Source organism: Pseudogulbenkiania sp. AW2-16, assembly GCF_056824575.1.
Genome location: NZ_CP157668.1, coordinates 708123 through 722720 on the forward strand (window position 1 = coordinate 708123; position 14598 = coordinate 722720).

Genomic DNA, 14598 nt, shown 5'->3' on the forward strand with positions numbered 1-14598 from the left:
ATCCTAATTAATAACGTTCCAGGTCGATGTCGAGGCCGAGGGAGCGGATTTCCTTCACCAGCACGTTGAAGGACTCCGGCATGCCGGCGTCGATCTTGTGCTCGCCCTTGACGATGTTCTCGTACACCTTGGTACGACCGGTCACGTCGTCGGACTTCACGGTCAGCATTTCCTGCAGGGTGTAGGCGGCGCCGTAGGCTTCCAGCGCCCACACTTCCATCTCACCGAAGCGCTGGCCACCGAACTGCGCCTTACCACCCAGCGGCTGCTGGGTCACCAGCGAGTACGGACCGGTGGAACGGGCATGCATCTTGTCGTCGACCAGGTGATGCAGCTTCAGGTAGTGCATCACGCCGACCGTGACCTTGCGATCGAAGGCTTCGCCGGAGCGGCCGTCGAACAGCGTCATCTGCGTCTTCGACTCGTTGAAGTCCAGCAGATCGGTCTGCGGGTCCTCGTCCGGATAGGCCAGATCCAGCATCATCTTGATCTCGGCTTCCTTGGCACCGTCGAACACCGGCGTGGCGAACGGCATGCCCTTGGCCGAGGTTGCTCGCTAGGTCGAGGATTTCCGCGTCACTCATCGCGGCGATCTCTTCCGGCTTGCCGGTCTGGTTATAGACGCGCTCCAGGTAACCACGAATGTCGGCCACGGCACGCTGCGACTGCAGCATGCGGTTGACCTGCTCGCCGATACCCTTGCCGGCCCAGCCCAGGTGCACTTCCAGGATCTGACCGATGTTCATACGCGACGGTACGCCCAGCGGGTTCAGCACGATGTCGACCGGACGGCCATCGCCCATGTACGGCATGTCTTCCACCGGCAGGATGCGCGATACCACACCCTTGTTACCGTGACGACCGGCCATCTTGTCACCGGCCTGCAGGCGGCGCTTCACGGCGAGGTAAACCTTGACCATCTTCTGCACGCCCGGCGGCAGCTCGTCGCCCTGGGTCAGCTTGCGCTTCTTGTCTTCGAACTTGAGGTCGAATTCTTCACGCTTCTGCGCCAGGCTTTCCTTGATCAGCTCGAGCTGCTTGGCGATGTCTTCGTCGGCCATGCGGATGTCGAACCAGTCGTGCTTGGACGGCAAGCCGTCCAGGTATTCGCGATCGATCGCGGTGCCCTTGGCCAGACGCTTCGGACCACCATTGGCGACCTTGCCCATGATCAGGCGTTCGATACGGCTGAAGGCGTCATTGTCGAAAATACGCAGCTGGTCGTTCAGGTCGAGGCGGTAGCGCTTCAGTTCGGCGTCGATGATCGACTGGGCGCGCTTGTCGCGCTCGATGCCCTCACGGGTGAACACCTGCACGTCGATCACGGTGCCGGTCATGCCGGTCGGCACGCGCAGCGAGGTATCCTTCACGTCGGACGCCTTCTCGCCGAAGATCGCACGCAGCAGCTTCTCTTCCGGGGTCAGCTGGGTTTCGCCCTTCGGCGTTACCTTGCCCACCAGCACGTCGCCGGCTTCCACTTCGGCGCCGATGTAGACAATGCCGGAATCATCCAGACGGCCGGCCATGCGCTCGGACAGGTTCGGGATGTCGCGGGTGATTTCTTCCGGCCCCAGCTTGGTATCGCGCGCGACGACCGACAGCTCTTCGATGTGGATCGAGGTGTAGCGGTCTTCGGCCACCACCTTCTCCGAGATCAGGATCGAGTCCTCGAAGTTGTAGCCGTTCCACGGCATGAAGGCGATGGTCATGTTCTGACCCAGCGCCAGTTCGCCGAGGTCGGTCGAAGCACCGTCAGCCACCACGTCGCCGCGGGCGATCTTGTCGCCCATCTTCACCACCGGGCGCTGGTTGATGTTGGTGTTCTGGTTGGAGCGCGTGAACTTGGTGAGGTTGTAGATGTCCACACCAACTTCACCGGCCAAGGCCTCTTCGTCGTTGACGCGGACCACGATACGGTTGGCATCGACGTAGTCGACCACGCCGCCACGGCGCGCCACCACGGTGGTGCCCGAGTCGACCGCAACCGAGCGCTCGATGCCGGTACCGACGAACGGCTTTTCCGGGCGCAGGCACGGCACGGCCTGACGCTGCATGTTGGCGCCCATCAGGGCACGGTTGGCGTCATCGTGTTCGAGGAACGGAATCAGCGAGGCCGCGACCGACACCACCTGACCGGTGGCCACGTCCATGTACTGCACGCGGTCCGGCGTCGCCAGAATGGTTTCCCCCTTCTCGCGGCAAGTCACCAGTTCGTCGATCAGCGTACCGTCGCTGTCCAGCTCGGCGTTGGCCTGGGCGATGACGTAACGGCCTTCCTCGATCGCCGACAGGTAATCGATTTCCATCGTCACCTTGCCGTCGATCACCTTGCGGTACAGGGTTTCCAGGAAGCCGAACTCGTTGGTACGGGCATAGACCGACAGCGAGTTGATCAGACCGATGTTCGGACCTTCCGGCGTTTCGATCGGGCACACACGGCCGTAGTGGGTCGGGTGTACGTCGCGCACTTCGAAGCCAGCGCGTTCGCGGGTCAGACCGCCCGGGCCCAGGGCCGAAACGCGGCGCTTGTGGGTGATTTCCGACAGCGGGTTGGTCTGGTCCATGAACTGCGACAGCTGCGACGAGCCGAAGAACTCCTTGATCGCGGCCGACACCGGCTTGGCGTTGATCAGGTCGTGCGGCATCAGGTTGTCGGACTCGGCCTGGTTCAGGCGCTCCTTGACCGCACGCTCGACACGCACCAGACCGGCGCGGAACTGGTTCTCGGCCAGTTCACCCACCGAACGCACGCGACGGTTACCCAGGTGATCGATATCGTCCACCTCGCCACGGCCGTTCTTCAGTTCGCACAGGATGGCGATCACCGACACGATGTCTTCGGTGGTCAGCGTGGCGTCGGCCACGTCGCGACGCTCGGCGAACTTCTCACCGATCAACGTCTTGAACCACTCCGGGGTCTTGTCGTCGAACTTGTACTGATAAGTGCGGGTGTTGAACTTCATCCGGCCCACGCGCGACAGATCGTAGGTGTCCGGGCTAAAGAACAGGCGCTGGAACAGCTGCTCGACAGCGTCTTCGGTCGGCGGTTCGCCCGGGCGCATCATGCGGTAGATCGCTACGCGCGCCTGCAGCCGATCCTGGATGTCGTCCACGCGCAACGTCTGCGCAATGTAGGAGCCCTGGTCCAGGTCGTTGGTGAACAGAACGTCAACCTGCGGAATCTCGGCGAGTGCCAGCTTGGCCAGTATCTCTTCGCTGATTTCCTCGTTGGCACGGGCAATCACTTCGCCACTGTCGGTATTCACCACGGCGCGTGCCAGCATCTTGCCCAACAGCGCATCGGACGGTACTTCGATACGGTCGAGGTTGGCCGCGACGATGTCGCGGATATGCTTGGCGGTGATGCGCTTGTCCTTGGCGACGATCAGCTTGCCGTCCGGCGCCACGATATCGAATTTGGCTACTTCACCCTTGAGGCGGTCCGCCACCACTTTCATGTGGACGCCGTCGTTGCCGAGATAGAAGGTATCGGTATTGTAGAACTCGGAGAGAATCTGCTCTTCGTTGTAGCCCAGCGCCTTCAGCAGGATGGTCACCGGCATCTTGCGGCGACGGTCGATACGGAAGTACAGGTGATCCTTCGGATCGAATTCGAAATCGAGCCAGGAGCCACGGTAAGGAATCACGCGTGCCGAGAACAGCAGCTTACCCGAGGAATGCGTCTTGCCGCGGTCGTGCTCGAAGAACACGCCCGGGGAACGGTGCAGCTGGGAGACGATAACCCGCTCGGTACCGTTGATGATGAAGGACCCGTTAGTGGTCATGAGCGGAATTTCGCCCATGTAAACTTCATTCTCGCGCACCTCCTTCACCACCGGTTTGGAGGACTCCTTGTCCAGGATAGTCAGGCGAATACGCGCGCGCAACGGCGACGCGTAGGTGATGCCGCGCAGCTGGCACTCCTGAACATCGAACGGGGGCTCACCAAGAATATAGTGTGCGAAATCCAGACGGGCATAGCCGTTGTGGCTCACGATCGGGAAAATCGAATTGAATGCCGCCTGCAGCCCAGCCTCCTTGCGCTGGTCGATAGGCACGCCCAGCTGGAGGAATTCGGTGTACGAATCGATCTGGGTCGCCAACAGGAATGGGACATCGAGAACACTGTCGCGTTTCGCAAAGCTCTTACGAATACGCTTCTTCTCAGTAAACGAATAACTCATAGAGTCTCCATCGAGATGGGGTGGCGCAAGAAATCAAAAGTCAGCAGCCACGCACGCATTGATTGCTGGCTTTTACTTTCTTCGTGTCGGCCAATCACAAGCGCAATAAGGCTGGCGGATTTCTCCGCCAGCCTCACTCATCTTCCGGTCAGGAAGATTACTTCACTTCAGCCTTAGCACCGGCTTCGGTCAGCTGCTTCAGCACTTCTTCGGCTTCAGCCTTGGATACGCCTTCCTTCACAGCCTTCGGAGCGCCGTCTACCAGATCCTTGGCTTCTTTCAGGCCCAGACCGGTGATAGCACGTACAACCTTGATCACGTTGACCTTGTTGTCGCCAGCAGCGGACAGGATCACGTCGAATTCGGTCTTCTCTTCAGCAGCGGCAGCGCCGCCAGCAGCCGGGCCGGCAACGGCAACGGCAGCAGCGGAAACGCCGAACTTCTCTTCGAACGCCTTAACCAGGTCGTTCAGTTCCATAACGGTCAGGGCGCCAACGGCCTCGAGGATGTCTTCTTTGGTAATTGCCATGTGAAATTCTCCTGAATTCGGAATAAGTCAGATTGATTAAGCCGCCTCGGCTTGCTTCTTCTCGGCAAGGGCTGCCAGGCCGCGGGCGAAGCCGGCCATCGGAGCTTGCAGAACGTAGAGAAGCTTGCTGAGCAGTTCTTCGCGACTCGGGATCGAGGCCAGCTCAGCTACCTGAGCGGCGTCCAGCACCTTGCCATCGTAAGAACCTGCCTTGATGACGATTTTGTCATCTTGCTTGGCGAACTGTTGCAGCACCTTGGCAGCAGCAACCGGGTCAGCCGAAATACCGTACACGAGCGGACCGACCATCTGGTCAGCCAGGCCCGCGAAGGCGGTGTCGGCCACGGCGCGACGCACCAGCGTGTTCTTCAGAACGCGCAGATACACACCGTTCTCACGTGCTTTCGCACGGAGTTGGGTCATGCTACCAACCTCGATGCCACGATATTCGGCGATAACGAGGGTCTGGGCATCTACCAGTTGGGCAGATACTTCGGCCACTACCGCCTTTTTATCTTCAAGATTGAGACTCAAGGTCTAGCTCCTAGTCTGAAATGAAGCGGCGAACCGCTCCGCTTTGCAGCGGCGACCTGTTCAGGAGACACAGCAGAACTATCTGATGGTGCCCATGGGCGGAATTGAACCGCCGACCTCTCCCTTACCAAGGGAGTGCTCTACCCCTGAGCTACATGGGCCCGTAAGACGTTTTGACAGCCTTCTACTCGGGCACACCGTCTGCGCAGGATGTCTTGCGACGATTAAGCCTTGCGGCTCCTACGGTCTTTGACAATCCGGCGGGCGAAACGCCCGCCGGCCCAAAGTCATGGCAAACCCAGAGGTTTGCCGCACCATCGCATTAAGCGTTGACGGTGCTGGTATCTACGCGCACACCAACACCCATGGTGCTGGATACGGCGATTTTCCGCAGGTACAGGCCCTTGGAAGCAGCCGGCTTGGCTTTCACCAGGGCGTCGACCAGAGCGGACAGGTTTTCACGCAGGGCTTCGGCTTCGAAGGAAGCACGGCCGATGGTAGCGTGAATGATACCTGCCTTGTCGGTACGGTACTGAACCTGACCGGCCTTGGCGTTCTTCACGGCTTCGGCAACGTTCGGGGTCACGGTACCCACCTTCGGGTTCGGCATCAGGCCGCGCGGACCGAGGATCTGACCCAGTTGACCGACCACGCGCATCGCATCCGGAGAAGCGATAACAACGTCGAAGTCCAGCTGACCAGCCTTGATTTGCTCGGCCAGATCGTCGAAACCGACGATTTCAGCACCGGCAGCCTTGGCGGCTTCGGCGTTGGCGCCTTGAGCAAACACGGCAACACGCACCGACTTACCGGTACCGCGCGGCAGCACCACGGAGCCGCGCACGACCTGGTCGGATTTACGCGGATCCACACCCAGGTTCACGGCGATGTCGATCGACTCGTCGAACTTGGCGGTAGCCGCTTCTTTTACCAGCGACAGAGCCTCGTCAACAGCGTACAGCTTGTTGGCGTCGATCTTGGCATTCAGAGCCTTCAGGCGCTTGGAAACCTTAGCCATTACACACCCTCCACTTTCAGACCCATGGAACGAGCGGAACCGGCGATGGTGCGCACGGCAGCATCCAGATCGGCAGCGGTCAGGTCCGGGGACTTGGTCTTGGCGATCTCTTCCAGCTGGGCGCGAGTAACGGTACCCACCTTGTCGGTATGCGGCTTCGGGCTACCCTTCTGGATACCAGCGGCCTTCTTCAGCAGGATGGTTGCCGGCGGAGTCTTCATCACGAAGGTGAAGGACTTATCCGCGTAGGCAGTGATCACAACCGGAATCGGCAGACCCGGCTCGACGCCTTGAGTCTGGGCGTTGAACGCCTTGCAGAATTCCATGATGTTCAGACCACGCTGACCCAGCGCCGGACCGATCGGCGGCGACGGGTTGGCTTTACCAGCGGGCACTTGCAGCTTGATATAGCCGACAATCTTCTTTGCCACGATTTAGCTCCTAATACGGGTAGTAACGCAGGCGAGGCGCCCGCTTCCCAGACGAAAGGGCATGATTATACATGCCCTCCAACAAACTGCCAAGCAGAATTACAGCTTTTCTACCTGGTTGAAATCCAGCTCAACCGGTGTTTCACGCCCGAAGATCTGCACCGAAACGCGAATCTTGTTGCGCTCGTAGTTCACCTCATCGACCGAACCATTGAAGTCGTTGAACGGCCCATCGATGACTCGCACCCTCTCGCCGACCTCGAACAACACCTTCGGCTTCGGCTTTTCCACGCCCTCCTGCATTTGCTGCATGATCGACTCGACTTCCTTCTTGGAAATCGGAGCCGGGCGGTTGGCGGTACCACCAACGAAGCCGGTGACTTTCGGCGTGCTCTTCACCAGATGCCAGGTTTCATCGGTCATTTCCATTTCGACCAGCACGTAGCCAGGGAAGAATTTGCGCTCCGAGATGGACTTGCGGCCATTCTTGACGTCAACCACTTCCTCTACCGGCACCAGCACCTGACCGAACAGGTCAGCTACCTCGGAGCGCTCGATACGCTCTCGCAGCGCCTTCTGCACGCTCTTTTCAAAACCCGAATAGGCATGCACCACATACCAACGCTTAGCCATTATTAACCTCGACCGAGAAGCACGTCATAGAACAGCCAGGACAACCCCGAGTCGACCAGCCACATGAATAACGCCAGGATCAATACGAACACGAACACCAGGCCCGTCATCTGCAGGGCCTCCTTGCGTGTCGGCCATACCACCTTGCGACCTTCCGCCACCGACTCCTGGGCGTAGCCGACGAAGGCCTTGCCGGTCGCCGAAGTCCACACCACGGCAGCCGCCGCAGCCAGACTGACCACAAAGGCCAGCACCCGCAGCACACCCTGGGTTTCCGGAATCATGTAAAAGCCAACAATACCGACAGCGACGATCAGCCCTGCCAGTGCCAGCTTGATTTTGTCTTGCATTTCCATGTGCGGGATTTTCTCTGCGTGAATGCGACAAAAGACCAACCGGCGCGCAAGCGCCGGCTGGTCTTAATTGGCAGGCCAGGAGGGTCTCGAACCCCCAACCCTCGGTTTTGGAGACCGATACTCTACCAATTGAGCTACTGGCCTAAAACCTTTTCAGATCAAGCGATGATCTTGGCAACGACGCCGGCGCCGACGGTACGGCCACCTTCGCGGATGGCGAAGCGCAGACCTTCTTCCATGGCGATCGGAGCGATCAGTTCCACGGTGATTTCCACGTTGTCACCCGGCATTACCATTTCCACGCCTTCGGCCAGGCTAACAGCGCCGGTCACGTCGGTGGTGCGGAAGTAGAACTGCGGACGGTAGTTGGCGAAGAACGGGGTGTGACGGCCGCCTTCTTCTTTGCTCAGTACGTAGACCGAAGCAGAGAACTTGGTGTGCGGGGTGATCGAACCCGGCTTGGCCAGAACCTGGCCACGCTCAACGTCTTCACGCTTGGTACCGCGCAGCAGCACGCCGACGTTGTCACCAGCCTGACCTTGGTCCAGCAGCTTGCGGAACATTTCCACGCCGGTGCAGGTGGTCTTGGCGGTGGCCTTCAGGCCCACGATTTCCAGCTCTTCACCGACCTTGACGATGCCGCGCTCAACACGACCGGTCACCACGGTGCCACGGCCGGAGATCGAGAACACGTCTTCGATCGGCAGCAGGAACGGCTTGTCTACCGCACGTTCCGGGGTCGGGATGTAGCTGTCCAGCGCGTCGGCCAGACGGAAGATCGACGGTTCGCCGTATTCGGACTGGTCGCCTTCCAGCGCCAGACGAGCGGAGCCGATGATGATCGGGGTATCGTCACCCGGGAAGTCGTAGGACGACAGCAGGTCACGCACTTCCATTTCCACCAGTTCCAGCAGCTCGGCGTCGTCCACCAGGTCTGCCTTGTTCAGGTAGACGATGATGTACGGTACACCTACCTGACGGGACAGCAGGATGTGTTCGCGGGTTTGCGGCATCGGACCGTCAGCGGCCGAGCACACCAGGATCGCGCCATCCATCTGGGCAGCACCGGTGATCATGTTCTTCACATAGTCGGCGTGGCCCGGGCAGTCTACGTGGGCGTAGTGGCGGTTTTCGGTTTCGTATTCTACGTGCGCGGTATTGATGGTAATACCACGAGCCTTTTCTTCCGGCGCGCTATCGATCTGGGAGTAGTCTTTGGCTTCGCCACCGAACTTCTTCGACAGAATGGTGGTGATAGCGGCGGTCAGCGTAGTTTTACCATGGTCAACGTGACCGATGGTGCCGACGTTTACGTGCGGTTTAGTCCGCGCAAACTTTTCCTTAGCCATGGCAAAATTTCCTGAATCCGAAACAAATTAAGCGGGTGGTGCCCATGGGCAGAATTGAACTGCCGACCTCTCCCTTACCAAGGGAGTGCTCTACCCCTGAGCTACATGGGCCCTAAAACTGACATATAACGCCTGGAGCGGGTGAAGGGAATCGAACCCTCGTCGTAAGCTTGGAAGGCTTCTGCTCTACCATTGAGCTACACCCGCCCATCACGATCACGGACGACTTTACTACACGCCGCCAAGACGTTTAAAAGTATTCTGGTGGAGGGAGAAGGATTCGAACCTTCGAAGGCAGAGCCGTCAGATTTACAGTCTGATCCCTTTGACCGCTCGGGAATCCCTCCTGAAAGAGACCCGAATATTATAGACAGCTCCGAAGGCCGTCAACACCTTTTTTGAAAAAACCGCATTTTCTTGCAAATAAAAAACCGAAGGGTCCGGCGGCATGACTTGCCACCGAACCCTTCTCTTTTCGCATCAGGCACTTAGCGTCGCATCAGGCCTTGCCGCTGATGCGCAGATACTTCTGATACAGCTCGTCCTGCGTTTCCTGGCGGTTCGGATCCAGCGGAATGCAGTCGACCGGACAGACCTGCTGGCACTGCGGTTCGTCGTAATGGCCGACACACTGGGTACACAGGTTGGGGTCGATCTCGTAGATTTCCTCGCCCTGCGAGATGGCGTTGTTCGGGCACTCCGGCTCACAGACGTCGCAGTTGATGCACTCGTCAGTAATCATCAAAGACATAGTATTTTCCTCAAGTATTTCATGTTTGAATTCTGTCACCCGGCTTGCCGGCCCGCAAGTCCTCACTGTTATATGGATATAGCGAGCTCCGGCGCGGCGGGCTACAGGCTTGCTTCTGGCCGGTCCCACCCGAGCAGCCCGTAATGGACCAGGCCGGCGCGGCCTTCTTTTATCCGTTGCCAGCCGTCGAGTCCGGGCCAACTGGCCGCCTCGACGTAGACTCGCGCATCGTCAGCGAGCACGGCGGGCAGCAGCGGCAGGATTTGCTCGAGCAGCTCGGAACGGTAGGGTGGATCGAGAAACACCAGGTCGAAGCGCTCGCGGCAGCTTTTGAGGTAATGCAGCGCATCCATCACCACGACCTCGACCGACTGCGCCGTGAGCAGCTGGCGATTGGCCTTGAGGCTGTCGGCGACCTTGCGCGATTTTTCCACCATGACCACGCGCCGCGCCCGGCGCGAGGCGGCTTCGAAACCCAGCGCGCCGCTGCCGGCGAACAGATCGAGGCAGTTGAGCCCGTCCAGCTCCTGTCCAAGCCAGTTGAACAGGGTTTCGCGCACGCGGTCGGGGGTTGGCCGAAGGCCTTCGGCGTCGGGGAACGACAATTGCCGGCGACGGTAGTCGCCACCGATGATCCGAACTTGGTTTCTGGCTTGACTCATGGTAAAGCGGTAAAAAAATCAAGGCGCAGAGTTTACCGTGATCCGGTGCTCGGCGCCTTAATTTTAATCAGTTAACCGCTGCGTGGACGATCAAGGGACGACATCGCCAACCGGCAAGGACTGGGGCCCGGTCTCGATCGACACAGCCGGCGACGCCCACAGCGCCCCTGCTTGCCCCCTCCGCCGGCCCTGGCCGTGCGCAGGCGGGAGCAGCCACGTTGGTAACGGTCAGGAATTCGGCCCAACGATGACCGTCGCCATTTGCTCGGGGTGGATACGACGTCGCCAGGCATCGCGTACTTGTTCTGGCGTGACCGCCGCGACGTGCTTCACGTAATCGTCGAGGAAAGTCAGCGGCAGCTGGTACAAACCGATCACGCCGAGATAGCCCAGCAGCTTGCCGTTACTATCGAAGCGCAAGGGGAAGCCTCCGATGATGTTGGCCTTGGCCTGCTCCAGCTCGGCCGCGCTCGGTCCCTCCTCGATGAACTGTTGCAGCGTGTCACGCGTGACCTTAAGGGCAGTCGCGGCCTGGTCGTTGCGGGTGGAGAGCCCGATAGCGAATTCGCCGGCGCGCTGATACGGGCTGAAGTTGCTGCTGACGCCATAGGTGAGGCCGCGCTTGTCGCGCACTTCCTTCATCAGCCGGGCGTCGAAGCCGCCGCCGCCCAGCGCGTAATTGCCGACCAGCAGGGGGAAGTAATCCGGATCGTCACGGGTGATCACCGGCATGCCCAGCGCCATGTGGGTCTGCGCCCCGGGATGGGTCAGCTTGACCGTCTTGCCGGCGGGCGGTAATGCCACCGGCGGCATGGCGGGCAGGCTGCCCGGGCGGTTGGCGAGCCCCGCGAGCAGTTCTTCGGCCAACCTTTCGGCTTCCGCCCGGCTCAGGTCGCCGACGATCGACACCACGGCGTAGCGCGGCTGGTAGTGGCTGCGCCAGAACGCCAGCAGGTCGGCGCGGGTGATCGATTTGAGCGATGCCGCGGACACCCGGGCGTTGATGCCGTAGGGATGCTGCGGGTACATCTGCCGGGTCAGCTCGCGCTGCGCCAGGAAACCGGCGTCGTTCTCTTCCTGGCGCAGGTTTTCGATGGTGCGCGCCTTTTCCCGCTCGAGGATGGCCGCGGGGAAAACGGGCCGGGCCAGCACGTCCGCCGCCAGCGCCACGGCTTGTTCGCGCACCGCCGGACGCGCCAGGGTGCGCAGCGTGATACCGGCCCCCTCGAGTTCGGCGAACGCCGACAGCGACGAGGCGATATCGGCCAGCGCTTCGCGCAACTGTTCTTCGCTGCGCTTGGCGGTGCCGGCGTCGAGCAGGCTGGCGGTCATGTCGCTGACGCCGGGCTTGGCCGGGTCTTCGCGCCGATTGCCGGCGTCGAACTCGACGCGCAGGTCGACGATGGGGTTGGCATGGGCCTCGACGAAGTAGACGCGGGCCCCCTGGGCGCTGTTCCAGTGCTGGATGGTCACCGCCTGCGCCATGCCACTCAGCAGCATGGAGGCGGCCAGCCAGCCGATCACGCTTTTGCGCAGTTTAACGGACATGAGTCTGATCCCCTTGTGGCATGGCCGGCGTACGCGGCGTCTCTCCCTGCTGCGGCAATAGCGTCACGACAGTCAGATGGTCGTCGACCAGCGTGCGGGCGGCCTCTTGCACCTGCCGCGCGCTGACCTTGGCGATATTGGCGTCGATGGTGGCGTCGTCGCGCCAGGAGAAGCCGATGCTTTCCAGGTTGCCGATCCGCATGGCCTGGGCAAACATCGAATCCTTCTCGTAGATGCGCCCGGCCTGCAGCTGCAGTCGCACGCGTTCCAGCTCGCGCTCGCTGACACCGTCGCGGGCGATGCGGGCGATTTCCTGGCGTAGGGCCTGTTCCAGTTGCGCCAGGGTCTTGTCCTGGGCCGGCACCCCGCTGAGCGTGAACAGGGCCCCGCCGCGGCCGAGCATGTCGTAGTCGGCCGACACCTCGGTGGCGACGCGCTGCTCGCGCACCAGGCGGCGCGGCAGGCGCGACGCGGCCTGGCCGTCGAGAATCGCCGACAACATATATAAGGCATACGGCCGCTGCGCATCGACCTTCTCCAGCCGCGGCACCTGCCACGCCAGCGTCAGGGAGGGCAGCGGCGACACCGCCTTGACGCTGACCCGGCGCCCGCCCTTCTGTTCCGGCTCGAGCTGCGGCCGGCGCTCGGGCAGCGCCACCGGCTTGAGCGCACCGAACTGGCGGCGCGCCTCGGCGATCACCGCCTGCGGATCGACATCGCCCACCACCACCAGCGTGGCGTTGTTCGGGCCGTACCAGTGGCGGTACCACTGGCGCAGGTCGTCCGGCTTCATGTGATCGAGGTCGTCCATCCAGCCGATCACCGGGTAGCGCACCGGGCTGGCGACGAAGGCGTTGGCGAACAGGGTTTCGGCCATGATGCCGGCCGGCTGGTCGTCGGTGCGCATGCGCCGCTCTTCCTTGACCACCTGCAGTTCGCTGGTGAAATCGCTGTCCTTGAACGACAGGTTGTGCATGCGATCCGCCTCCAGCTTGAGCGCCAGCGGCAGCTTGTCGGCGGCCAGCTGCTGGAAGTAGACGGTGTAGTCGCGCGAGGTGAAGGCGTTGTCCTTCCCCCCGGCCTGGGCAATGAGGCGGCTGAATTCGCCGGCCGGCACCGTCGGCGTGCCTTTGAACATCATGTGTTCCAGCAGGTGCGACAGCCCGGTGCGGCCGTTGACCTCGTCCACACTGCCGACGCGGTACCACAGCTGCGATACCGCCACCGGCGCGCGCTCGTCGCGCTGCACCACGATTTTCATGCCGTTGTCGAGCACGGCCTCGACGGGTTCGGCCGAAACCACGCCGCACACCCCGAGAAACACCACGCCCGCAACAGTCGAGAGGGTTCTAGAAATCACGGAATCTGCCCTATGCCTGATTTGAGGATACAATTTGGTCCATCCGATGCCATAAGTTGACTACAGCCCAGCATGTTTAGTTTCTTCAAGAAGAAGTCTGCGCCGCCGGCCACCCCGGCCAGCAGTGAAACACCCGCCACCAACGCCACCGCCATCGCCGAGACCCACATCGCCGACGCCCCCCGGCCCCGGAACCCGCCGTCACCGCGCCGGTCGTGACCGAGGCTGCGCCGCCGAAAAAACCGAGCTGGACCGAGCGGCTCAAGGCCGGCCTGTCGAAAACCCGCGACAAGCTCGGCAAGTCGCTGGCCGGCCTGTTCGGCGGCGGCAAGATCGACGAGGACCTGTACGACGAACTAGAGACGGTGCTGTTGACCGCCGACATGGGCGTCGACGCCACCCTGCACCTGCTCAAGGACGTGCGCGAGCGCGTCTCGCTCCGGGGCCTGAAGGATGCCGCCGAACTGAAGGGGGCGCTGAAGGACTCGTTGAACGACTTGATCGGTCCGCTGGAGCAGCCGCTCGACATCGCCGGTCGCAAACCCTATGTCATCATGATGGCGGGCGTCAACGGCGCTGGCAAGACCACCAGCATCGGCAAGCTGGCCAAGTACTTCCAGTCGCAGGGCAAGTCGGTGCTGCTGGCCGCCGGCGACACCTTCCGCGCCGCCGCGCGCGAGCAGCTGATCGCCTGGGGCGAGCGCAATAACGTCACCGTGATCGCCCAGCAGAGCGGCGACTCGGCCGCGGTCTGTTTCGACGCCATCAAGGCGGCGCAGGCGCGCGGCATCGACATCGTGCTGGCCGACACCGCCGGGCGCCTGCCGACGCAGCTGCACCTGATGGAAGAGATCAAGAAGGTGAAGCGGGTGATCCAGAAGGCCCTGCCGGAAGCGCCACACGAGGTGATGCTGGTGCTGGACGCCAACATCGGCCAGAACGCCATCAACCAGGTGAAGGTGTTCGACGAGGCGCTCGGCCTGACCGGGCTGATCCTGACCAAGCTCGACGGCACCGCCAAGGGCGGGGTGATCGCCGCCATCGCCAAGCAGAACCCGGTGCCGCTGCGCTTTGTCGGCGTCGGCGAAAGCATCGACGACCTGCGCCCGTTCAATGCCAAGGACTACGTTGACGCGCTGTTCGACTGAGAGCCGCTCCATCGGGCGGCTCCGCCCTGGCATCGTGAGGGCCGGAGGACCGCGTGCGCCTCTTCCGATGCGCTCGGCGAGGCGGAATCCTGACG

Annotated in this window: 13 protein-coding genes, 5 tRNA genes and 1 pseudogene; 2 read left to right on the forward strand and 17 right to left on the reverse strand. The window is 61.6% G+C overall.

Annotated features, from left to right (window positions below):
- Positions 1–7: 7 nt before the first annotated feature.
- The 17 genes and pseudogenes from rpoB to ABKF58_RS03525 form a co-directional block, all read right to left on the reverse strand.
- A pseudogene (rpoB, locus tag ABKF58_RS03445) lies at positions 8–4184 on the reverse strand (DNA-directed RNA polymerase subunit beta).
- A gap of 157 nt (positions 4185–4341) precedes the next feature.
- Entirely contained in the window at positions 4342–4713 is a 372-nt protein-coding gene (gene rplL / locus ABKF58_RS03450) for a 50S ribosomal protein L7/L12 (RefSeq protein ID WP_008955885.1), read from the reverse strand.
- 36 nt (positions 4714–4749) lie between these two features.
- Positions 4750–5247: a 50S ribosomal protein L10 gene (rplJ, locus tag ABKF58_RS03455; RefSeq protein WP_008955884.1), complete on the reverse strand. Its 498-nt coding sequence runs from the start codon at positions 5245–5247 to the stop codon at positions 4750–4752.
- A gap of 86 nt (positions 5248–5333) precedes the next feature.
- Positions 5334–5408, reverse strand: a tRNA-Thr gene (locus ABKF58_RS03460).
- A 161-nt stretch (positions 5409–5569) separates the two neighbouring features.
- Positions 5570–6265 (reverse strand): 50S ribosomal protein L1, encoded by a 696-nt coding sequence (gene rplA, locus ABKF58_RS03465; RefSeq protein ID WP_008955883.1) that lies wholly within the window; start codon positions 6263–6265, stop codon positions 5570–5572.
- Positions 6265–6696: a 50S ribosomal protein L11 gene (gene rplK, locus ABKF58_RS03470; protein ID WP_008955882.1), complete on the reverse strand. Its 432-nt coding sequence runs from the start codon at positions 6694–6696 to the stop codon at positions 6265–6267. Before rplK ends, rplA begins: the two co-directional genes overlap by 1 nt.
- A 99-nt stretch (positions 6697–6795) precedes the next feature.
- The gene (gene nusG / locus ABKF58_RS03475) at positions 6796–7329 is read right to left on the reverse strand and encodes a transcription termination/antitermination protein NusG (protein ID WP_008955881.1); all 534 of its coding nucleotides are present in this window, start codon (positions 7327–7329) and stop codon (positions 6796–6798) included.
- Between the two features lie 2 nt (positions 7330–7331).
- Positions 7332–7685: a preprotein translocase subunit SecE gene (gene secE / locus ABKF58_RS03480; protein WP_008955880.1), complete on the reverse strand. Its 354-nt coding sequence runs from the start codon at positions 7683–7685 to the stop codon at positions 7332–7334.
- A gap of 68 nt (positions 7686–7753) precedes the next feature.
- Positions 7754–7829 (reverse strand) — tRNA-Trp (locus ABKF58_RS03485).
- A 14-nt stretch (positions 7830–7843) separates the two neighbouring features.
- Complete coding sequence (gene tuf / locus ABKF58_RS03490) at positions 7844–9034, reverse strand: elongation factor Tu (RefSeq protein WP_008955879.1); 1191 nt, start codon at positions 9032–9034, stop codon at positions 7844–7846.
- A 36-nt stretch (positions 9035–9070) separates the two neighbouring features.
- Positions 9071–9145: transfer RNA gene (locus ABKF58_RS03495), tRNA-Thr, on the reverse strand.
- Between the two features lie 22 nt (positions 9146–9167).
- Positions 9168–9241, reverse strand: a tRNA-Gly gene (locus ABKF58_RS03500).
- Positions 9242–9296: 55 nt separating this feature from the next.
- Positions 9297–9381, reverse strand: a tRNA-Tyr gene (locus ABKF58_RS03505).
- 152 nt (positions 9382–9533) lie between these two features.
- Entirely contained in the window at positions 9534–9785 is a 252-nt protein-coding gene (locus tag ABKF58_RS03510) for a YfhL family 4Fe-4S dicluster ferredoxin (RefSeq protein ID WP_008955878.1), read from the reverse strand.
- A 101-nt stretch (positions 9786–9886) separates the two neighbouring features.
- Entirely contained in the window at positions 9887–10447 is a 561-nt protein-coding gene (gene rsmD / locus ABKF58_RS03515; protein WP_482583365.1) for a 16S rRNA (guanine(966)-N(2))-methyltransferase RsmD, read from the reverse strand.
- Positions 10448–10675: 228 nt separating this feature from the next.
- A complete protein-coding gene (locus ABKF58_RS03520) occupies positions 10676–11995 on the reverse strand; it encodes a M16 family metallopeptidase (RefSeq protein ID WP_482583366.1) in 1320 nt (439 codons plus the stop codon).
- A complete protein-coding gene (locus tag ABKF58_RS03525; RefSeq protein WP_482583367.1) occupies positions 11985–13355 on the reverse strand; it encodes a M16 family metallopeptidase in 1371 nt (456 codons plus the stop codon). Before ABKF58_RS03525 ends, ABKF58_RS03520 begins: the two co-directional genes overlap by 11 nt.
- 72 nt (positions 13356–13427) lie before the next feature.
- Between ABKF58_RS03525 and ABKF58_RS03530 the strand changes: the two genes are divergently transcribed.
- Complete coding sequence (locus tag ABKF58_RS03530) at positions 13428–13574, forward strand: hypothetical protein (protein WP_482583368.1); 147 nt, start codon at positions 13428–13430, stop codon at positions 13572–13574.
- Positions 13571–14503, forward strand: coding sequence for a signal recognition particle-docking protein FtsY (gene ftsY, locus ABKF58_RS03535; protein WP_482583369.1), 933 nt, complete (start codon positions 13571–13573; stop codon positions 14501–14503). Before ABKF58_RS03530 ends, ftsY begins: the two co-directional genes overlap by 4 nt.
- The last annotated feature ends 95 nt before the right edge of the window (positions 14504–14598 follow it).